Source organism: Halomonas sp. DP5N14-9, assembly GCF_019802175.1.
GTDB classification, from domain to species: domain Bacteria; phylum Pseudomonadota; class Gammaproteobacteria; order Pseudomonadales; family Halomonadaceae; genus Halomonas; species Halomonas litopenaei.
Window position 1 is genome coordinate 25,049 of the sequence record NZ_JAHVHR010000020.1, and the last position, 19,615, is coordinate 44,663.

The 19,615-nt window shown below is 64.1% G+C and carries 19 protein-coding genes; 6 read left to right on the forward strand and 13 right to left on the reverse strand.

Translation table 11 applies throughout. The features are described from left to right. Positions 1–301: 301 nt before the first annotated feature. Both KUW00_RS22555 and KUW00_RS11335 read left to right on the forward strand, forming a co-directional pair. Positions 302–454, forward strand: coding sequence for a DUF4160 domain-containing protein (locus KUW00_RS22555; RefSeq protein ID WP_222569224.1), 153 nt, complete (start codon positions 302–304; stop codon positions 452–454). Positions 455–464: 10 nt separating this feature from the next. Continuing rightward, positions 465–746 (forward strand): DUF2442 domain-containing protein, encoded by a 282-nt coding sequence (locus KUW00_RS11335; RefSeq protein WP_222569115.1) that lies wholly within the window; start codon positions 465–467, stop codon positions 744–746. 158 nt (positions 747–904) lie between these two features. Here the strand turns inward: KUW00_RS11335 and KUW00_RS11340 are convergent, their stop codons facing one another. The 4 genes from KUW00_RS11340 to KUW00_RS11355 form a co-directional block, all read right to left on the reverse strand. Then, positions 905–1,600 (reverse strand): FadR/GntR family transcriptional regulator, encoded by a 696-nt coding sequence (locus KUW00_RS11340; protein ID WP_222569116.1) that lies wholly within the window; start codon positions 1,598–1,600, stop codon positions 905–907. A gap of 167 nt (positions 1,601–1,767) precedes the next feature. Next, positions 1,768–3,285 (reverse strand): tripartite tricarboxylate transporter permease, encoded by a 1,518-nt coding sequence (locus KUW00_RS11345; RefSeq protein WP_261392129.1) that lies wholly within the window; start codon positions 3,283–3,285, stop codon positions 1,768–1,770. Then, positions 3,285–3,755, reverse strand: coding sequence for a tripartite tricarboxylate transporter TctB family protein (locus KUW00_RS11350; RefSeq protein WP_222569117.1), 471 nt, complete (start codon positions 3,753–3,755; stop codon positions 3,285–3,287). Before KUW00_RS11350 ends, KUW00_RS11345 begins: the two co-directional genes overlap by 1 nt. Before the next feature lie 183 nt (positions 3,756–3,938). Then, entirely contained in the window at positions 3,939–4,904 is a 966-nt protein-coding gene (locus KUW00_RS11355) for a Bug family tripartite tricarboxylate transporter substrate binding protein (RefSeq protein ID WP_222569118.1), read from the reverse strand. 453 nt (positions 4,905–5,357) lie between these two features. Between KUW00_RS11355 and KUW00_RS11360 the strand changes: the two genes are divergently transcribed. The 3 genes from KUW00_RS11360 to vapB all read left to right on the forward strand — a co-directional run bounded on the left by KUW00_RS11360 (position 5,358) and on the right by vapB (position 8,496). Next, positions 5,358–6,134: an SDR family NAD(P)-dependent oxidoreductase gene (locus KUW00_RS11360; RefSeq protein ID WP_222569119.1), complete on the forward strand. Its 777-nt coding sequence runs from the start codon at positions 5,358–5,360 to the stop codon at positions 6,132–6,134. A gap of 222 nt (positions 6,135–6,356) precedes the next feature. Then, positions 6,357–7,937, forward strand: a complete 1,581-nt coding sequence (locus KUW00_RS11365; RefSeq protein WP_222569120.1) for an aldehyde dehydrogenase (NADP(+)) — start codon at positions 6,357–6,359, stop codon at positions 7,935–7,937. A 271-nt stretch (positions 7,938–8,208) separates the two neighbouring features. Next, complete coding sequence (gene vapB / locus KUW00_RS11370) at positions 8,209–8,496, forward strand: type II toxin-antitoxin system VapB family antitoxin (RefSeq protein ID WP_222569121.1); 288 nt, start codon at positions 8,209–8,211, stop codon at positions 8,494–8,496. Between the two features lie 29 nt (positions 8,497–8,525). On the opposite strand, the gene KUW00_RS11375 is transcribed toward vapB, so the two are convergent. The 4 genes from KUW00_RS11375 to KUW00_RS11390 all read right to left on the reverse strand — a co-directional run bounded on the left by KUW00_RS11375 (position 8,526) and on the right by KUW00_RS11390 (position 12,729). Further along, positions 8,526–10,055, reverse strand: a complete 1,530-nt coding sequence (locus KUW00_RS11375; protein WP_108449895.1) for a tripartite tricarboxylate transporter permease — start codon at positions 10,053–10,055, stop codon at positions 8,526–8,528. Between the two features lie 62 nt (positions 10,056–10,117). Then, positions 10,118–10,645 (reverse strand): tripartite tricarboxylate transporter TctB family protein, encoded by a 528-nt coding sequence (locus tag KUW00_RS11380; RefSeq protein ID WP_222569122.1) that lies wholly within the window; start codon positions 10,643–10,645, stop codon positions 10,118–10,120. Positions 10,646–10,809: 164 nt separating this feature from the next. Further along, a complete protein-coding gene (locus tag KUW00_RS11385) occupies positions 10,810–11,829 on the reverse strand; it encodes a Bug family tripartite tricarboxylate transporter substrate binding protein (protein ID WP_222569123.1) in 1,020 nt (339 codons plus the stop codon). A gap of 153 nt (positions 11,830–11,982) precedes the next feature. Then, positions 11,983–12,729 (reverse strand): ribonuclease activity regulator RraA, encoded by a 747-nt coding sequence (locus KUW00_RS11390; protein ID WP_045994114.1) that lies wholly within the window; start codon positions 12,727–12,729, stop codon positions 11,983–11,985. 394 nt (positions 12,730–13,123) lie between these two features. On the opposite strand from KUW00_RS11390, the gene KUW00_RS11395 reads away from it, so the two are divergent. Further along, a complete protein-coding gene (locus tag KUW00_RS11395) occupies positions 13,124–13,888 on the forward strand; it encodes an SDR family NAD(P)-dependent oxidoreductase (protein WP_222569124.1) in 765 nt (254 codons plus the stop codon). A gap of 266 nt (positions 13,889–14,154) precedes the next feature. Here KUW00_RS11395 and KUW00_RS11400 read toward each other — a convergent pair whose 3' ends face one another. The 5 genes from KUW00_RS11400 to KUW00_RS11420 form a co-directional block, all read right to left on the reverse strand. Continuing rightward, positions 14,155–15,435 (reverse strand): TRAP transporter large permease, encoded by a 1,281-nt coding sequence (locus KUW00_RS11400; RefSeq protein WP_108131714.1) that lies wholly within the window; start codon positions 15,433–15,435, stop codon positions 14,155–14,157. Next, positions 15,432–16,043, reverse strand: coding sequence for a TRAP transporter small permease (locus KUW00_RS11405; RefSeq protein WP_222569125.1), 612 nt, complete (start codon positions 16,041–16,043; stop codon positions 15,432–15,434). Before KUW00_RS11405 ends, KUW00_RS11400 begins: the two co-directional genes overlap by 4 nt. Before the next feature lie 18 nt (positions 16,044–16,061). Next, positions 16,062–17,036 carry a sialic acid TRAP transporter substrate-binding protein SiaP gene (locus KUW00_RS11410; protein WP_231498535.1) on the reverse strand — a complete coding sequence of 325 codons (975 nt, stop codon included), beginning with the start codon at positions 17,034–17,036 and terminating at the stop codon, positions 16,062–16,064. A gap of 73 nt (positions 17,037–17,109) precedes the next feature. Next, positions 17,110–18,801 carry a GMC family oxidoreductase gene (locus KUW00_RS11415; protein ID WP_204249013.1) on the reverse strand — a complete coding sequence of 564 codons (1,692 nt, stop codon included), beginning with the start codon at positions 18,799–18,801 and terminating at the stop codon, positions 17,110–17,112. Next, positions 18,798–19,499, reverse strand: coding sequence for an FCD domain-containing protein (locus KUW00_RS11420; protein WP_108131711.1), 702 nt, complete (start codon positions 19,497–19,499; stop codon positions 18,798–18,800). The genes KUW00_RS11415 and KUW00_RS11420 overlap by 4 nt, the downstream gene beginning before the upstream one ends. Positions 19,500–19,615 lie beyond the last annotated feature (116 nt).

Here is a 19,615-nt window from a genome sequence, read left to right on the forward strand (position 1 = left end):
TCGAGGTCGACGAGCATCGTCGACGGGGGTCGCTCGCTGGCCGGGTGACCGATCACAGCGAGTGCCACGAACTTGGCCTGAGCCACCTCGAGATTCACCAGCGTCGGCAAGATCCCCTCTGGCGGCAACGAGCCTTGGGAAAACGACTGACTGTCAGCCGCCTGGTGGATACGATTGGACTCGGGCGTGCCATCTGGACATGACCGCCGCGCCCCGGCTAGCTTGACCACATGTCGTTCGGCTCGACGCTACTGCCGCACACGACTTTGGGCCGAAAAACCTTCGGCAAGACACTGTCAATATCCGTACATGTGAGATTATTCAAGGAGATCTGCCAAGGAAGCAAACCAAGCTTGTCCTGGCATGGGCCGAGCTTCATCAGGACGAATTGATGGCAGACTGGCGACTGGTCATGAACGGCGAAGAACCCTTCAAGATCCAGCCATTACAGTGAGGGGGAAATCATGTATCCATCTGTGAAAAAGGTTACACCGATTGACGACTATCGCCTCTCGATCCATTTTGACAACGGAGAGAATGGCGTCCTGGATATGAAACCCTACCTGGATTTTGGAGTGTTTCAGAAGCTAAAGGATCGCAAGGCATTTGATCGCGTTCGGGTATCATTTGACACCATCGAATGGGAATCAGGAATCGATCTTGACCCAGAGTTTGTCTATGCCAAAAGCCAGTGTACTGACGTGCCACATGGAGAGACAAGCGAAGAACAGGGCACACACAGCTAAGCACGCCACCAGGCCAGACAGCTGGGCTGTCCATGTGCAGATAAAGAACACTCGCTCGGGAATACCTTCCTTTCTTCCGAGTCCCGAGCCACTCAGCGACCCACTTGAAAAATATCCTGGCGGGCCGCGCTCAGGCACGTCAGCAGTCCCCCACGCCCTTATTGGCCCCCCTCGAACATGCGATGCCGGGCGTTGTCGATATGAGCCCGCATGGCGGCTTCGGCGCGCTCGCCATCCTTGTCGCTGATCGCCTCGACGATCGCCAGGTGCTCATCCTGGACCAGCTTCAAGCGCTCCTGAGAGGCCATCAATGACAGCCCCCGGGTCAGGTTCATGCCTTCCTTGATGCTCTCGTTGAGCGACTTCAGCACGGTGATGTAGTAGTGGTTGCTGGCCGCCTCGGTGATCGCCAGGTGGAAGCGATAGTCCTCGTCGGTGGCCAGATCGTGGCGGGCGTTGGCCTCATCGATGATGTCGTAGCAGCGACGGATCTGGTCGAGCTGGTCCTGGGTGCGTCGCAACGCCGCCAGGTGCGCCGCCCGCGCCTCGACATTGGTACGAAACTCGAAGCAGCGCTGGATATCGGCGATGCTCGAGATCGGCGCGAACTTGAGCACCGCACTGTCGGGCTGACGGATCACGAAACTGCCGGAGCCCCGCCGGGATACCACCAGCTCGTCTTCCTTGAGGCGCGCCAGGGCATCACGCAGCACCGGCCGGGACACTTCGTAGCGCTGGCACAGTTGCGCTTCGGTCGGCAGCTTCTTGTTGACCGGATACTGGCCCTCGATGATCGCTTCCAGAATCTTCTCGTAGACCGCCGAAGCCAGTGAAAATTTTTCGTCTTGTGCCATCTTGCCCTGCTCCGGTTCTCTGTTCCCTGGAAGCCGCCTGGCTTGTACCATCAGGCGCCACCTCCCTTTTACCACTGCAAAAGGCGCCCCGCATTGGGCCTTTAGGCCACACAGGGCGCCTCTCGCCTCTTCCTGCCCTGTCCGGGCGGATCACCACCGCCCGCGGATCAGGACGCCTCGGTAGTGACTCCGCCGCCCTTGCCGGCCTTGCGGCCCTTCCACACGCCGTTGGCGATGATCAGGGTCCAGGTCAGGATCGCCAGCCCCGCCAGCACCATGGCGATGGGCCGGTCGACGAAGGCCATCAGGTCGCCATCGGACTTGAGGATCGAGCGCATGAAGTTGCTCTCGATGATCGGGCCGAGAATAAAGGCCAGAATCAGCGGACCCAGCGGGAAATCGTTCTCCATCAGGAAGACGCCGACCAGTCCCAGGCCGAGCATCACCCAGACATCGAACATGCTGTTATTGGCGGAGAAGGCCCCCACGATACAAAACATCAGGATCAATGGGTAGAGAACGCCAGTGGGCACGGCCAACAACCTGCCGGCGCCCTTGATCGCCATCAGTCCCAGCAGCAGCAGCAACAGGTTGGCCAGCACGAACACCATGAAGATGGCGTTGACCAGAGCCCCCTGCTCGGTGAAGACGTCGGGGCCCGGGGTGATGCCCTTGGTGGTCAGCACGCCGATGATGATGGCGGTGACGGTATCACCGGGAATACCGAACACCAGGGCCGGGATATAGGCGCCTGACAGGGCCGCGTTGTTGGCGGCGCTGGCCGACACCAGCCCTTCCGGATGGCCGGTGCCATACTTCTGCGGCTCCCGCGACAGCTTGCGGCTGATGGCATAGCTGATCCATGAGGCGATGTCGGCGCCGGCGCCCGGCAGTGCACCGATCATGGTGCCGAGCAGCCCGCCGCGGGCGACGCCGCCCTTGTAGCGCCAGGTGGTACGGGCCACGCCGTCGAGCAGCTTGCCCTTGGGCGTTTCTACCCTGGAGGCGCGCTGCCCGGCGTTGGGCAGGCTGCGCAGCAGTTCGGTAATGGCGAACAGGCCGATCAGCACCGGCAGCAACGAGATCCCCGCGAGCAGGTCATAGCTGCCCATGGTGAAGCGCATCTGGCCGGACACACTGTCCATGCCGATCATCGCCAGCGACAGGCCGATCAGCATCGAGATGGCGCCCTTGAGCGGATCACCGCCGGCGACCAGGATCGCGCAGGACAGCCCCAGCAGCGCCAGCCAGAAGTACTCGTCGCTGGTGAATTGCAGCGCAAATTCGGCGATCCGCGGGGCAAACAGCGCCAGCACCGCGACCCCGATGATGCCACCGAGCATCGAACAGGTGACGTTGATACCAAGCGCCAGGCCAAGCTTGCCCTTCTTGCCCATCAGGTAGGCTTCATCGGCGTAGACCGCCGACGCCGGTGTCCCCGGCATACGCAGCAAGGCACCGGGAATATCACCGGCGACGATCGCCATGGCGGTGGCGGAGACGATGGCGGCGATGGCCGGCAGCGGCTCCATGAAAAAGGTCACCGGCACCAGCAAGGCGGTAGCCATGGTGGCGGTGAGACCAGGGATGGCCCCCATGAAGAGCCCGAACAGCGAGGCGGCGATGATCACCAGCAGTACTTCGCCGTCGAGCACCATGGAGGCGGCTTGCATCAGTTCGTTCATCAGTAGAGCACCCGTTCAAGCAGTCCAGCCTCCAGCGGCACGTGCAGAAGCTGCGCGAACAGCATCCAGATCACGGTCGTGGCAATCACCGCGATCAACAGCGCGCGCCCCCAACCACGGCGGTGATAGGCGCGAAACAACAGCGTCAGAAGCGCCACCGCAACGATCGGGAAACCCAGCAGCGGCGTGAGCACCACGTAGGCGATGACACTGGCGACCACCGCCGCCAGCGCCTGCACAAACGCTCGGCCCGACACCTTGGAGGTCCAGCGCGCCCAGGGCTGGCGTTGGCGCAGGCCCTTGAGCACCAATAGCCCTCCCATCAACAACAGCAGGGCCCCCACCACCTTGGGGAAGGTGCCGGCGCCATAGACCTGGCGCGGCAGCGGACTCAAGTCCGCGGAAGCGACGATGAGGGCGGCCCCGAGGGCCGCCGCCATGGTTCCCGATACCGCGTCACTGGTACGCATGATGACGATCTCCCGGGCGTTACCGCACCTTTGTCAGTGCGCCGCCGATGCGGCGCTCAATCGGGTGTATTGCAGACTGTGCCAGTCGACCGCTCGGTGAGCTTTCTGTCACCGAGCGATCTGTCACTGGGCTCTCGTTTACTGGGCCCTCGGTTACTGGGCCTTCAGTTACTGGGCTCTCGGTTACTGGGCCAGGCCAAGCTTGTCGATGATGGAGGCGTTGTTGGCATCCTGTTCGGCCATGAATGCCTCGAAGCCTTCCGGACCTTCCCACACGGTGCCGAAGCCACGACCGTCCATGAACGACTGGAAGTCCTCGGAGTTCCACACCGTCTCGGCGGCGCTCAACAGACGCTCGGAGATCTCCTCAGGCAGTCCCTCGGGGCCGACCAGGCCACGCCAGGAACCGTGGGACCAGTCATTACCGGTCACCTCGCCGGCCGCCGGGATATCCGGGAAGGCCTCCTCGCGCTCGCTGGACAGCACCGCCAGGGTGCGGACGCGATCGGATTCACGCATGGACTCGGTCTCCGGCAGCGACGAGAAGACGATGTCGACACCGCCCGCCGCCAGCTCCTGCAGGCCCGGCGCGGCACCTTCGCTGGGTACCAGATTGACGGTGTTCGGATCGATGCCCTGCTGATCGAGGAAGCCGGCGAACGACAGGTGGTAGGCAGCACCTGGCGCAGAACCCGACACGGTGTATTCGTTGGGTGACTCGGCCAGATCGGACAGGGCGTCTTCCAGGTTCTGCCAGGGCGACTCGGCGTTGACAGTAAAGGCCGCATAGTCGAGGTTGAGCAGAGCGATCGGGGTAAAGTCCTCATAGGACAGGTCGGCGGTGCCGATATGGCGATAGGTCGCGATCTCGGCGGTGCCCAGGCCCAGGGTGTAGCCATCGGGACGCGCCATCTTCATCGCCATATGGCCGACCACACCGGAGCCACCGGTACGGTTGACCACGTTGACCGGCTGCCCCAGCTCTTCCTGCAGCCCGGCGGCAAACTGCCGACCGACGGCGTCGGTGCCGCCACCGGCGGACCAGGGCACGATCAGCGTGATCGGCTTGGAGGGATAGTCGTCACCGACGGCAACCGTGGAGGTGGCCACCAGCAGGGAAGCGCAAAGCAGGCGTGGGAGCGTTCGCATGAGTTATCTCTCTTGTCGTCGAGCGTCTGGGGTCCGGTCAAGGTCGTGGCGACCCACCACCGGAAAGAACGCTTGCAAGAGTGCCGCCACGGCGCCAACTAGACAAGTTATTACAACTTATACTTTATGCTAACGGGCCCCGTAGACGAGCCGTCACTGCCTCCCGTCGAGAGGAAAAACCGATCGCCAAAACCCCACAACAACCCTTTTATCACAACAATTTAAATAAAACGCAGATCGTAAACACCGAGCTTTCCAAAGTTCTCTTTGACAGTAGCTCCATGCCCACAAGACCAAAGTACCATGCCCACTTGTTAGTATTTGTTTGAAGTCCACCAGACGCTAGGCTAAGGTTTATCCCACAATCCCAGGCTGGTCGCGCTGCGCCCTCCTTTCTCCTATCACCATCCATGATGCGGCCTGTTGCAGGCCCGATTCGTTCAGGAGCACTTCATGTTCGCCGATCTCAACGACAAGACCGTCCTTATCACCGGCTCCACCAAGGGCATCGGTCGTGCCGCCGCGGTGGCCTTCGCCCGCCAGGGCGCCATCGTCGGTATCAACAGCAGCAAGAAGGACAGCGCCGCCGAGGAGCTGATCGCCCAACTGGAGTCCGAGGGCGCGCGCTTCGCCTACTATGAGCGCGACCTGACCCAGAGCGGCGAGTGCGAGACCCTGGTCAACGAATTCGTCGAGCAGTTCGGCAGCCTTGACGTGCTGGTGAACAACGCCGGCGGCCTCGGCGTGCGCAAGGGTCTCGAGTCCCTCGAGGACGACGACTTCAACCTGGTGATGGATCTGAACCTGCGCTCGGTGATCATGACCACCCGCTTCGCCATGCCGCACCTGAAGGCCTCCGCCGAGAAGCGCGGTGAGACCGCCAGCGTCATCAGCACCGGTTCCATCGCCGGTCGCGAAGGCGGTGGCCTCGGCGCCTCCCTGTACGGCGGCTCCAAGGCCATGCTGCACAACCTGCATCGCAACTGGGTGAAAGAATTCACCAAGGACAACGTGCGCTTCAACATCGTCGCTCCGGGCACCATCGACACCGCCTTCCACGCCGACAAGAGCCCCGAGCTGATGCAGAAGATCGCCTCCACCATCGCCATGGGCCGCGTCGGTACCTCCGAGGAGGTCGCACCGTCCTTCCTGTTCCTGGCTTCCCACGCTGCCAGTGCCTACATCACCGGCCAGGTGATCGACGTCAACGGCGGCCAGATGTGCCCCTGAGGCATATCGCAGCATCCCGGGCGACCGGCGTGACGGCGCTATCGACGTCTACCCCTTGAGCCCCGAGCGGCCGGACATGCTTCCGGCCGCTTCGCTATCCACTCCCCTACTCGGCGTTCGTGCGCACTGCGATCGCAGGTTTCGTGCGTGTCGATCCCGGCTTGGCAGCGGCCGCCCCTTGCCACCTTTCATCATCTTCACTGCGCAATAACAGGAGTCCCCATGACTATCGAAGGTCATCATCTGATCGGCTTCGCCTCTGTGGCCGGTTCCACCGACGGACGTACCATCTCGGCGGTCAACCCCGCCTCCGGCGAGACCCTTGCCCCGGCCTATCCCCTGGCGGGCCAGGCCGAGGTGGAGCGCGCCTGCCAGCTGGCCGAGGACGCCTTCCTGGCCTACCGCCGCCTGCCGCTTGCAGACCGAGCGGCCTTTCTCGAGGCGGCAGCCGACAATATCGATGCCCTCGGCGACACCCTGACCGAGCGCGCCATGGCCGAGACCGGCCTGCCCAGGGCACGCCTTGAAGGCGAGCGTGGCCGCACCTGCGGGCAGCTCAGACTGTTCGCCGAGGTCCTGCGCAGCGGCGACTATCTCGACGTACGCGTCGAGGACGCCCTGCCCGAGCGCGCGCCCATGCCGCGTCCCTCTCTCGCCCAGCAGCAGGTGCCGCTGGGTCCGGTGGCGGTGTTCGGCGCCAGCAACTTCCCGCTGGCGTTCTCGGTGGCCGGCGGCGATACCGCCGCCGCGCTGGCCGCAGGCTGCCCGGTGATCGTCAAGGCCCACTCCGCCCACCCGGGCACCTCAGAGCTGGTAGGGCGCGCCCTGCAACAGGCCGCCAAGAGCAGCAACATGCCAGAAGGCGTGTTCTCGCTGCTCTACGGCAGCGGCAGCGAGCTCGGCCAGGCCCTGGTCAAGAACCCACGCATCCAGGCGGTCGGCTTCACTGGCTCGCGCAACGGCGGCACCGCCCTGCTGCGCACCGCCCAGGCACGCCCCCAGCCGATTCCGGTCTACGCCGAGATGAGCAGCATCAATCCGGTGCTGCTGCTGCCGCAGCAGCTGGAAGCCAACGCCGAGGCCCTGGGCGACGCCTTCGTCGCGTCGCTTACCATGGGCGCCGGCCAGTTCTGCACCAACCCGGGGCTGATTCTGGCACTGTCCGGTGCCGCGCTTGAGCGCTTCGTCGAGCAGGCCGGTGCCGCGGTACGCGAAGCCGCCCCACAGCTGATGCTGACCCCCGGCATCCACGCCGCCTACGAGCAGGGAGTCGCCCGACTCACCGACCAGCCGGGCGTCAGCCTGGTCGCCAAGGGCAAGGCCACCGGCCATCTTGCCTGCCCCTGCCAGCCGCACCTGCTGCGCACCAGTGCCAGCACCTTCATCGGCAACGAGGCCCTGCATGACGAGGTCTTCGGAGCCTGCGCGCTGATCGTCGAGTGCGACTCGGTAGCACAGATGCAGCAGGTACTGACCGCGCTGGAAGGCCAGCTGACCGCCACGGTCCACCTCGAGGAAGCCGACTACGCGCTGGCCGACCAGTTGCTGCCGCTGCTCGAGCGTCGCGCCGGTCGCATCCTGTTCAACGGCTGGCCCACCGGCGTCGAGGTGTGCCACTCCATGGTCCACGGCGGCCCCTGGCCTTCGACCTCCGACTCGCGCACCACCTCGGTGGGCAGCGCCGCGATCCAGCGCTTCCTGCGCCCGGTGTGCTACCAGGCGATGCCCGAGGCCCTGGCCCCGGACAGCCTCAAGGCCGACAACCCTCTGGGGCTGACCCGCCAGGTGAACGGCAAGCGCTAGCCCAGCGCTCTTTCTTTTTCTCCTTCTCTCCTCCTCTCCTTCTCAACAACAGGCGACGCCAGTCCACCGGCGTCCCTGGCGCACCCAACGAGGCCCTCGCCACCGGCGAGGGCCTTTTTTGATGATGTCGATCTACGCTCCAGCGGGCCCCGACTTGTCGCGTCTGCCCTGAAATGCCCCCAAGATGCCCCTTAGACACCCCGGAGATGCCCTTTATGGACCAAGCTCGCCTAGGCTAGGCACATCCTTTACATACAAGAGGCTCGCCACGATGAGTAAAGGCTACGTCTTTCCATCCAACCGTTCCCAGGCGGTACGCCTGCCAGAGGTAGCCGCCTTTGCCGAGGACGCAAACAGGGGCGTTATCGTCTCCACAGCTCAAAGAGGCGCTCTCACTCCTGCCGGTGAGACCTGGGACGACTGGTTTGACGCGGAGGGAGCGAGCGAAGACTTCATGGAGGATCGTGGCCAACCAGGCCACTCGCCCGACCCTTCCGCTCGGCATCATGGACCAAAAAAAGCGCCTGACCCGGGCGATATGCCGTCGGACAGGCGCTGAAGTTTCCTGCTCTGGAATCTGTACGGGCCTCAGGTCGTGTTCTGGCTACCCTTCAACTGCACCGGCTTGCGGATCGCCAGGAAGTACACGAACACCCCGGTCAGCACGATGAAGAACAGACTGTCGGGCTGGGTCACGAAGACCGTCAGGTCACCGTTGGACAGGGTCAGGGAACGGCGCAGGTACTCCTCGAGGCCCGGGCCGAGGATAAAGCCGAGCAGCAGCGTCACCACCGGATAGCCGTGCTTTCTCAGATAGAAGGCCAGCACCCCCATGACCAGCGTCATCATCATCTGGAAGGTCGAGTAGGTCGCCACGTAGCTGCCCACCACCGCCAGCATGGCGATCGAGCCAAACAGCACGTCACGGCGAATGCGCACGATGCGAATAAAGTAAGGCCCGAGCAGGTACATGGTCAGCGGAATCAGGATCAGCGCGCTGAAGATCAGTGCCGCCAGCATGGGCGCGATCAGTCCGGCCTGGGATTCCATCAGCTGCGGCCCCGGCTGGATGCCGTTGATGACCAGCACGCCAAGTACGATGGCGGTGATCGGGTCGCCCGGGATACCGAAGGTCAACATGGGCACCAGGGCGCCGCCGCAGACCGCGTTGTTGGCGCTTTCCGCCGCCGCGATCCCCTGGGGATTGCCCTTGCCGAAGCTGTCCGGCTCGCGCGAGGTACGCACCGCTTCCACGTAGGCCAGAAAGCCCCCCATCGAGCCCCCGGCCCCGGGCAGCGTGCCTACCAGATAGCCGATGGTGGAAGACTTCAGATAGCAGGCCGCGCCGATACGGCGGATCGCCGAACGCGACGGGATGAAGTCGCGGCGACGAATCTTCGCCACTCCCTTGAGCTTATCGCGAATGGCCTGGGCCTTGTCGTTCTCGGCAAGCTGGGTCAACAGCTCACTGATGGCGAAGGTACCAATGATCACCGGCATCAGGTCGATTCCCGCCGCCAGGTCACCCATGCCGAAGCTGAATCGGGCCACCGGCACCATGGCGTCTAGCCCCACGGTGGCGAGCATCAGCCCCAGACAGGCGGCGATAGCCGCACGGCGGACATTGCCCCGCTGGGCGATGACGATGACGATCAGCGCAAACAGGATCAGCGCACACTTGCCGGTGGTCTGCACCAGCAGCGACAGGTCGGCGATCAAGGGCGCCAGCAGCACCAGCAGTACCGCCCCGAACACGCCGCCGATCATCGAGGCGAAGGAGGCATGGCCCAGCGCCAGAGGCCCTTCGCCGCGCTGCTGCATCGGATAGCCTTCCAGCGCCGTCATCATCGACGAGGGAGCACCGGGAATATTGATGGTGGTGGCGGTGATGCTGCCACCGCACATGCCGGCCATATAGATGCTGGCACAGGCCATCAGCGCCGTGGTCACGTCCAGGCTGTAGGTCAGCGGCAGCAATAGCGCCAGCGCCAGGGTCGCGGTCAGGCCGGGAATCGCCGAGAACACGGTGCCGATCAGAAAGCCGGCCACCACATAGAACAGCACCGTGGGATTGAGCAGCAAGCCGAAGCTCGCCAGCACCTGGGTCAGGAAGTCCATGGGTCACCCCCGGCGTGTCGCCCGGCAGCGAGCGCCGAGCGGGTTGCATCAGTCATCATGGCTCACCCCCAGAGTGTCGGTAGACGGACGTTGAAGACCTGGTTGAACAGCACGAAGCCCACCGCGGTAATGGCCAGCGCGATCAGGGCCTTGCTCAACCACTTGTCGAGCCCCGAGAACAACAGCATCACGCCCAGTACATAGACCAGGGTGGACAGCACATAGCCGAGTGACTGAAACACCAGGACATAGACCAGCGTCGCCAGCATCAGGGTCAGCTCTGGCGAAAGACGATGGCCCCTCGGCCTATCGCCTTCATCGGCCGCGTTGTCCCGATCCAGAGCAGCGGCGCTGCGCACCGAGGACCACCACTGCAGCACGCACAGCACGGTGGCCAGCACACCGATCAGCAACGGAAAGAAGGATGGCGTCAGCTTGCCGGCCTCCAGCGGAGGCCCCATCGCCAGGCCACCGATCAGGTAGCCCAGGGCCAGCAGCGCCAGCACGCCGTGGAAACGGATCGCGCCACCACCAGAGCCAAGGCCAAAACCAAGCGCACGCGCCAGCAGAGATGAAGATGAACGAGACATGCGAAACCTCTCTCGGCCCCCAATGACGGGAGACCGACAACACAGTGTTCGTTGGAAGGGAAGTGAAGCGGGCCGGCAGAGGCAGGTGCTCTACTCGCCCGCTCCAGATGATGGCAGGAGGCGCAAAGTCGCCGTTCGACAGTCAGGCGCTTTCCGCCCCGGACTTACAGGTCCAGCTCATCCATGGCGGCGAAGGTCCGCTCCTGGTAGCTGCCGATCCAGTCGTTGACTTCCTCGCTGCCGAGCCAGCCCGGGGTGACACCGATACTGGTGACCCACTGCTGGAACTCGTCGCTCTGGTAAGCCTCGTGGTAGGTCGACTCCAGGGTCTCGATGGCGTCTTCCGGGGTATTGGCCGGCGCCGCCAGCACGATGAAGCTGCCGGTCTCGAGATCCACGTCGAATTCGGAGATCGGCGGCACCTCGGGATAGGCCGGGTTCTGCGAACCGGACAGCTCGACCACGCCAAGGGCGTCACCCGAGGACAGGATTCCGGAGAAGTCCCCCAGGCTCGAGATGGCCGCGTCGATCTCGCCGGACAGCAGCGCCTCGGCCTCGGCGGTGGAGGACCCCGGATAGGAGATCACGTTGAAGGTTACCCCGGTGGCCGCCTCCAGGCGACGTACCGCCAGGTAGGGGCCAGAGCCCTGGGGCGCCACACCGATGCGCACCGTGCCGGGATTTTCCCTGGCCGCCTCGATCAGCTCCTCGTAGGAGGTGAAGCCCGACTGCTTGGATACCACGATGGCGTCGGCTTCTTGGGTCACACGGGCGAACGGCTCGAGCTTGTCCAGCGAGTAGCCGGGCACCATGTTGCCCCGCGGCAGGGTGACGACGCTGTCGTAGGTCAGCACACCTATGGTGTGGCCGTCGGGACGCGCCTTGGCCAACTGCATCAGGCCGGTGGCGGTCACCGCCCCGCCGATGTTCTCGACGTAGATCGAGGTCGGCAGCGACTGCTCGGCCAGGTTGCTGATCTTGCGCGAGATCGCATCCGCGCCGCCGCCGGCGGGCCAGGGCACGATCATGCGGATGTCACGCTGGGGGAAGTCGGCCTGGGCCGTCGGCACGGCGACGACCGCGGCCAGCGCCACACCGGCCAGGGTAGCGCCAGTCGCGCCCTTGATCAGGCGTTTGCGCAGGGTCGTGCTGAGGGTGGCGTTGAGGGGAGTGAGAGCAAACATGGCGACTCCTGGAATTATTTTGTGATTGTGTGGGGATAGATGAGGCGGCGCTTGTCTGGCCGCGCGACTCCTGCTTCAGCCGCGAGACTTCTGCTCGCGCAGATTGTGTGGGGATAGATGAGGCGGCGCTTGTCTGGCCGCGCGACTCCTGCTTCAGCCGCGAGACTTCTGCTCGCGCAGGTAGGCCTGGTACTCCTCCTGGGCCTGTTCGTTGGGCGGATAAAGACCGATGACCGCCGCGCCGTTGTTGACCTTGTCCAGCACGTAGGCTTCGAAGGCCTCCATGCCACTGGCTTCTTCGGCGATCTCGTCGGCCAGCTCGAGCGGCACCACCATGACGCCGTCGCCGTCACCGACCAGCACGTCGCCGGGATAGACCGGCACGCCGCCACAGCCGATGGGCTGCTGGATGTCCACCGCGTGGTGCTTGGTCAGGTTGGTCGGGGCGCTGGGCTTGGTGCAGAACACCGGCATCGACATGCTCTCGGCGTACTCCGAGTCACGTACACCGGCGTCTGACACAAAGCCCGCGCACTCGCGCACCTGCAGGCGGGTCAACAGGATGCTGCCGGCACTCGCGGCGCTGGCATCCTGACGGCAGTCGGATACCAGTACGCGGCCAGGCGGCACACTTTCCACCGCCAGACGCTGGGGGTGCTCCGGATCACGGAAGGCGGCCACCACGTCCAGGTCCTCGCGGGCCGGGATATAGCGCAGGGTGTAGGCCTGCCCCACCATCTTGACCTGGCTCTTGTTCATGCGACCGACGTTCTGGATATAGGTGTTCTTTAGACCCCGCTTGTGCAGCAGGGTGTGCAGCGACGCCGTCGAAGCCCGCATCAGTCGCTCGCGGGTCAGGTTGGACAGCTCTGCGTGGGGGTAATCGTTGATGATGCTCATGGGCTCCGCCTATCGCTGGCAAACTGGGTTGTTCGTTGACGGAGTCACTATAGGAAGCGCCGGAAGGCTTTTCAAACAACTTTTTACAACTTGGCTTTAGCCTTGACCTTCATACGGCACTCGAGACCACATCGAGAACCCGAAACAGTCATTTTAACCTTTTATTTTCAATGATTTGAAAAACAATCCCCACTCAGGACCGATCAATGCATCCGCCCCTTAGACATAGGTCTAATAAGAAAGAATTTGTCTTTAAAAGGTACAAGGTGTGGTCGAGATGGAGCACTGCCATCCGCACGATACCCCTCCCCGGCCTTCCCCGCGCCCGGGATGCCCACTAGGCTGATACCCCCCGTTGCTATACATGCCTGTCCGATCACTCAGGAGATTTTCGATGGCTGTACTGACGACCTTTGCACTCGACGGCAAGACCGCCCTGGTGACAGGCGCGAGACGCGGCATCGGCGCGGCCATGGCGCTGGGCCTGGCCGAAGCCGGTGCCGACATCATCGCCGTCAGCACCAGCATGACCGCCGACGGCGGCGAGCTGGGCGAGCGAGTGCGCGCCCTGGGGCGAGACTGCACAGGGATCGCCTGCGACCTGTCGGACCGCAGCGCGTTGATGGCGATGGTCGAGCAGCTTGCCGACCGGCGTATCGATATCCTGGTCAACAACGCCGGCACCATCGAACGCGCCCCCGCCACCGAACACACCGATGCGCTGTGGGACAGGGTCATCGACGTCAATCTGAGCGCCCCCTTCGTGCTGACCCGGGAGATCGGCAGGCAAATGGTCGCGCGAGGCAGCGGCAAGGTGATCTTCACCGCCTCGCTGCTGTCGTTTCAGGGCGGCATCACCGTGCCCGGCTACGCCGCCAGCAAGGGCGGCATCGCCCAGTTGACCAAGGCCTTCGCCAACGAATGGGCCGCCCAAGGGGTCAACGTCAACGCCATCGCTCCGGGTTATATCGCCACCGACAACACCCAGGCTCTGCGCGACGATCCCGAGCGTTCCCGCGATATCCTCGCGCGCATCCCCGCCGGTCGCTGGGGCGACGCCGCTGACTTCAAGGGACCGGTGGTGTTTCTGGCCTCCAGCGCCTCGGACTATATGCACGGCAGCGTGATGACCGTAGACGGCGGCTGGATGGGGCGATAGGCAGACGAGGACGCACCATCGCCCCCCCCCTACGCAAACGCCCCCGACGATGTCCGTCGGGGGCGTTAGTTGTCAGGGGCGCAACGTGTCCCCTTGCCTGCTCGATGCTAGGGCTTGTCTGAAAAGTGCCTGCGCTCGGTAATACGGCGTTAAAAATCGGCTGGTGCGCCAGCCCGGTCAAAATGCTCATTTACACCCCGTAAACTGCGCTTTCTCACCGATTTTTGCCTTGTCTAACCTTCGCTCGTCGACTTTTCGGACAGCGCCTAGCGATAGATCAAGGTCGGCAGCCACAGCGAGATGGAGGGCACGAAGGTGACCAGCATCAACACGATCAACAACGGGATCAGGAACGGCAGGGTCGCCGAGGCGCAGCGCTCGAAGGGCACCTTGGACACCTGCGAGAGCACGTAGAGCACCAGTCCCACCGGTGGCGTCAGCAGGCCAATCATCAGGTTCAGCACCATGACGATACCGAACTGCACCGGGTCGACGCCGAGGTTAACCGCGATCGGCAGCAGGATCGGCACCAGGATGGTGATCGCCGCGATGGTTTCCATGAAGCAGCCCACCACGAACAGGATCAACGTCATCAACAGCAGGATGATGGTGGGGTTGGAGGTGACCGCCAGCATCCAGTTGGCGAAGTTCTCGGCCACATGGTGACTGGTCAGCAGCCAGGAGAAGATCGACGAGGCGGCGATGATCATCATGATGATCCCGGTGGTCTCGATGGTCTCCATGGTGACCGCCAGCAGTCTCTTGAAGGTCAGGGTGCGATAGACCACCGCCCCCAGCAGCATGGCGTAGATCACCGCAGCGATGGCGGCCTCGGTCGCGGTGAAGATGCCAAGCACGATGCCGCCGACGATGATCACCGGGGTCAGCAGCGACAGAAAGGCACGACGGAAGGTCAAGGCGATCCAGCCCAGGGCGAAGCCGACGTCACGCGGATACTGATAACGCACCGCGTACCAGGCCACCATCAGCATCAGCGAAAGCGCCATCAACAGTCCCGGCACCAGGCCGGCGGCGAACAGCTGACCGATCGAGGCCGAGGCCATCACGCCGTAGATGACCAGCGGCAGGCTAGGCGGAATGATCGGCCCGATGGTGGACGAGGCAGCGGTGATACCCACCGAAAAGCCGGGATCATAGCCCGCCCGGCGCATTGCCTTGATCTCGATCGCGCCGAGCCCACCGGCGTCGGCCACCGCGGCACCGGACATGCCGGCAAAGATGACCGAGGCGCCGACGTTGACGTGGCCGAGCCCCCCGGGCATCCAGCCCACCAGGGCCCTGGCGAAGTCGAAGATGCGACTGGTGATGCCGGCCGAGTTCATCAGCGCACCGGCCAGGACAAAGAAGGGAATCGACAGCAGCGGAAAGCTGTCCATGCCACCGACCATACGGTGCAGCACGATAAAGTCGGGGACGCTGCCATCGACCAGGATCGCCGCCAGCGACGAGGCGCCAAGCGCCACCATCACCGGGAAGCCCATCACCAGCATCAGCAGCAGGCCGCCGAACAGGACCAGTAGCGTCATGATCCCTCCTCGCCGGTGGTGTCAGCTCGCTGCGCCGCCAGCCACTGTTTCGGACCGCTCGCCCGCACCAGCTGCCAGGCCTGACGCAGCGCCATGATGGCGATGCTCAACAGCACCACGCTGTAGAGGGTGTCCATGCCGACCGCCATCGAGGTCATCTTCTGTGCGCTCATCAGCGGCAGGATCTTCCAGGTGACCCACCCCAGCAGCACGAAATAGACGAGCTGGCCCAGGTCGACCAGCCAGATCATCGCCGCCGAAGCACGCAGGGGAAGGTAGCGATACAGCAGTTCGAGGCGGATGTGGCTGCGCTTGCGCACCCCCACGGTCGCCGCCAGAAAGCCGACGCAGATCAGCAGATAGCGGGCGACCTCCTCGGTCCAGCCCAGCGGCGAGCCAAGCACGTAGCGGCTGAAGAACTGGGCGAACACTACCGCTGCCATGGTCCAGAAGACCACCAGGGTGAGCGCGTCCTCAAGCCCGATGTCGCGCCAGGCGAAGGTCGGGCCGTCGTCGTCAAAGTCGATATCCGGGCCTTGCGGCCCCTCACGGGCATCCTCCCGGGATGCCCGTGAGGGGCCCATAGCCTCGCTGTCAGTGTGGTTCATAATGTTATTCCCGAGGCGTTACAGCGCCTGCAAGCGATCGAATTGTTCCTGGGTCCAGGTCGCCTCGTCACCGTTGAGCACCGGCAACGTCTTCTCGCGGAAGGCCTCACGCTCGACCTCCAGCACCTCCACGCCCTGCTCCTTGAACCAGTCGATGGATGCCAGCTCCTGCTCGCGCACATCGTCGGAGACCTTCCTGGCCACCTCGCCGAGCACCTCGCGGAAGATCTGCTGATCCTCCTCGGACAGGCCGTTGAAGAAGGGACCGCCGGCAACGATCAGATTGGAGCCGGTCACGTGGCCGGTCAGGTTGATGTAGTCCTGGACCTCGTAGAACTTCTTGGCGCGGATGGTCGGCAAGGGGTTCTCCTGGGCGTCCACCACCCCCTGCTGCAGGGCCAGATAGACCTCGGAGAAAGCCACCGGTGTCGGCTGGGCGCCGACCGCACGGGGGAACAGGCTGTAGATGGGCGCATTGGGCACCCGAATCTTGAGGCCTTCCATGTCGGCGGGCTCGACGATCGGCGTATTGGAGGTCACGTGGCGCTGGCCGTAGTAGCAGTCACCCAGGATCACGTTACCGCCGGAGGCATCACGGTAGCCGTCGGCGAATTCCGCGAACAGCTCGCTGTCGGCGTAGGCCTTCCAGTGTTCGTAGTCACGGAACACGAAGGGGGCGTCGGACAGCGCCAGCGGCCCGTAGGTCTGGGCGGCAAAGCTCTGGCCGGTGTAGATGATGTCGACGGTGCCGAGCACCAGCCCCTGGTTGATCTCGACCTCCTTGCCTAGGGTCGAGGCGGGGAAGACCTCCACTTCGTAGCGACCGTCGGTGCGCTCGGCGATCTGCTCGGCGCCCCACTCGGCCCAGTGATGGTAGGCCTCGGAGGGTTCGTACACATGGGCCCACTGGACGGTGTCGGCAGCCTGGGCAGCACTGGCTGCGGCGGCGAGACCTACGCTCAGGGTCAGCGGCAGAAGAGTCAGGCGTGTCATCGGATGCTCCTTTTTCATTGTTGCTATTGGTTGCTGTCGGTTGCTGTCGGTGCTTGAAAATCCGTTCAATAGATCAATGCATCGCCGCCCCGGTGGCCTTCGCCTCGGGCGCTGCAGCGTCGCGCCGGGCGTCCTGCCCCAGGCCCGCATCCTCGCCGATAAAGTCGGCGCAGCGGCTGCCCAGCATCATCGCCGGGGCGGTGGTGTTGCCGGCGGGTATATCGGGCACCGCGGACATGTCGCAGACCCTCAGCCCGCGCACCCCACGAACCCGCAGTCGCGCATCGAGCACCGCCATGGGGTCGTCATCGGCACCCATGGCCGCAGTACCGGCCGGGTGGTAGTTGGTCTTGACGAAGCGTCGGCAGTGTTCGAGCAGCTTATCGTCGCTGGCGCCGCTTCCGGCGAAGGGCAAGGCCACACCGTGCAGGTTTTCCTTGAGCGGTGACTGCTCGAAGGCCCGCAGAAAGAACTTCTGCCCCTCCACCATCGCCTGCATGTCGTCGGGATGGCCGAGCAGGTTGGGCGACACCCGCGGCATGTCGCCGGGGTCGGCCGAGCGCAGGCAAACGCTGCCTCTGGCCTTCGGCTTGACCACCACAGTGGTCACCGTCAGGCCGTAGTCGTCCTTGAGCGCGTCCCGGGTATCCCGGTCCAGATAGACGATCGGTACGCAGAAGGCCTGGATGGTCGGTGCCGCCTGAGGATCGACGGGATTGACGAAGGCGCCCGCCTCGACCCCGGCCGAGGTCACCGGGCCACTGCCGAACAGCTTGAACTGGAGCCCGTTGGCCAGCATCCGCCAGCCGACGCCCTGGCGATAGTAGCCACACGGGGTCCTGGCGTAGGCGGTGATCGGCACCTCGGGATGGTCGATCAGGTTCTGCCCCACCCCCGGCAGGTCCGCCTTCACCGCAATGTCGTGCTGCGCCAATTGCTCGGCCGGCCCGATACCCGAGAGCATCAGAAGCTTCGGGGTCACCAGCGCACCCGCCGCCAGGATCACCTCGCCCTGCGCGCGCACCCGGTGCACCTTGCCCTTGCGGTCGCGGTACTCGACGCCCACGGCGCGTCCGTCTTCGACCAGCACCTGCTGGACCTCGCAGTCGAGCGCGACCTCGAGCCCCGGGTGCTCGCGCAGCGGCTCCACGTAGGCGTAGGCGGCAGAGCAGCGCTTGCCCGCTCGATTCATGAACTGATAGAAGCCGACCCCGGTCTGACGCTCGCCATTGAAGTCGCCGTTATAGGGCAGCCCCGCCGCCTGGGCGGCCTGGATAAACCAGCGCGAGGCCACATCCACATGACCGGGATCAGAGACCTTGAGTGGCCCGCCGCGCCCGTGGCGATCATTGACCAGACGGTCGTTGTCCTCCATCCGGCGAAAGTGCTCAAGCACCCCTTGCCAGGACCAGTCGGCCCTCGCCGCGTTGCCGGCGAGTCGCCGATCCCAGTCGTCGTAGTCCTCGGGCCGCCCGCGCATGTAGACCTGGGCATTGACCGAGGTACCGCCGCCGAGCACGTGACCCTGGGGAATGTCATGGACCCGTCCCCCCAGATGAGCCTGCGGCTCGGTCTGGTGATAGCGCATGAACTTCGAGCCATTGATCATCTTGAAGATGCCCGGGGGCATGTCGAGCAGCGGGTGGTGGTGGGACGAGCCCGCCTCCAGCAGCAGCACCCTGGCACCCTGCTCGCGCACCAGGCGGGCGGCTACCACGCACCCGGCGGCCCCGCCCCCGACAACAATATGATCGACGTCGCTCACTCGTTCTCTCCTGCAAAGAAAGTGCTGCGCACGAACTCCCATGAGGCCTCGAGGTGATCGACCAGGGCGCGCTCCGCCGCGTCGGGATCACGCATCAGGATGGCCTCGTAGATCGCCTGGTGAGCCAGGAAGTTGTCGTGATTGCGCTGCTCGCTGCGTGGCATCCGGCTCCACTGGGGCGCCAGCCACTCGACAAAGCCGGCGTGAATGGCCGGATAGGCCGGGTTGCCCGAGATGGTGTAGAGCACCCGGTGAAAGGCCACATCGGTGGCGTAGAAGCGCTCGGAATCGCAGATCGCCGCCTGGTTGTCGTCCAGTGCATCCTTCAGCCGCTTGAGGTCGTCCTTGCCCGCCCCGGTGGCGGCGTCCCGCACCAGCACCCGCTCGAACAACACCCGTACCTGGTAGAGGTCATGTACGCCTCGGGAGTTATCGAGCAGGTGCTTGATCACCCCTCCCGCCGCCTGCATCGCCGAACTCGCATCCGGGCGACAGACGATCGGGCGATAGCGCGGACGACTCTTCAAGAATCCCTTGGCGGTAAGCGCGGTGATCGCCTCGCGAATCACGGTGCGACTGGCGCCGTACTGCTCCATCAGCGCCCGCTCAGCGGGCAACGGACGGCCTTCCTCCAGCTCGCCGGCAACGATGGAGCGCTCAATATCCAGAGTGATCGAGTCCGCACTGCGTCCGCTCATACAACACCTCGTTTATCGTCGTACCAAACTAATCATTAAATTCTCGACCAACAACTACAACCAATGGCCAATATCGCCATAACAACCCGTAAAATCGCTATATTTCATAAACTTGA

Excerpts from the sequence above, each read along its gene's own strand:
- KUW00_RS11335 (WP_222569115.1), top strand. The coding sequence starts at position 465 with ATGTATCCATCTGTGAAAAAGGTTACACCGATTGACGACTATCGCCTC.
- KUW00_RS11340 (WP_222569116.1), bottom strand. The coding sequence starts at position 1,600 with ATGGCACAAGACGAAAAATTTTCACTGGCTTCGGCGGTCTACGAGAAG.
- KUW00_RS11345 (WP_261392129.1), bottom strand. The coding sequence starts at position 3,285 with ATGAACGAACTGATGCAAGCCGCCTCCATGGTGCTCGACGGCGAAGTA.
- KUW00_RS11350 (WP_222569117.1), bottom strand. The coding sequence starts at position 3,755 with ATGCGTACCAGTGACGCGGTATCGGGAACCATGGCGGCGGCCCTCGGG.
- KUW00_RS11355 (WP_222569118.1), bottom strand. The coding sequence starts at position 4,904 with ATGCGAACGCTCCCACGCCTGCTTTGCGCTTCCCTGCTGGTGGCCACC.
- KUW00_RS11360 (WP_222569119.1), top strand. The coding sequence starts at position 5,358 with ATGTTCGCCGATCTCAACGACAAGACCGTCCTTATCACCGGCTCCACC.
- KUW00_RS11365 (WP_222569120.1), top strand. The coding sequence starts at position 6,357 with ATGACTATCGAAGGTCATCATCTGATCGGCTTCGCCTCTGTGGCCGGT.
- vapB (WP_222569121.1), top strand. The coding sequence starts at position 8,209 with ATGAGTAAAGGCTACGTCTTTCCATCCAACCGTTCCCAGGCGGTACGC.
- KUW00_RS11375 (WP_108449895.1), bottom strand. The coding sequence starts at position 10,055 with ATGGACTTCCTGACCCAGGTGCTGGCGAGCTTCGGCTTGCTGCTCAAT.
- KUW00_RS11380 (WP_222569122.1), bottom strand. The coding sequence starts at position 10,645 with ATGTCTCGTTCATCTTCATCTCTGCTGGCGCGTGCGCTTGGTTTTGGC.
- KUW00_RS11385 (WP_222569123.1), bottom strand. The coding sequence starts at position 11,829 with ATGTTTGCTCTCACTCCCCTCAACGCCACCCTCAGCACGACCCTGCGC.
- KUW00_RS11390 (WP_045994114.1), bottom strand. The coding sequence starts at position 12,729 with ATGAGCATCATCAACGATTACCCCCACGCAGAGCTGTCCAACCTGACC.
- KUW00_RS11395 (WP_222569124.1), top strand. The coding sequence starts at position 13,124 with ATGGCTGTACTGACGACCTTTGCACTCGACGGCAAGACCGCCCTGGTG.
- KUW00_RS11400 (WP_108131714.1), bottom strand. The coding sequence starts at position 15,435 with ATGACGCTACTGGTCCTGTTCGGCGGCCTGCTGCTGATGCTGGTGATG.
- KUW00_RS11405 (WP_222569125.1), bottom strand. The coding sequence starts at position 16,043 with ATGAACCACACTGACAGCGAGGCTATGGGCCCCTCACGGGCATCCCGG.
- KUW00_RS11410 (WP_231498535.1), bottom strand. The coding sequence starts at position 17,036 with ATGACACGCCTGACTCTTCTGCCGCTGACCCTGAGCGTAGGTCTCGCC.
- KUW00_RS11420 (WP_108131711.1), bottom strand. The coding sequence starts at position 19,499 with ATGAGCGGACGCAGTGCGGACTCGATCACTCTGGATATTGAGCGCTCC.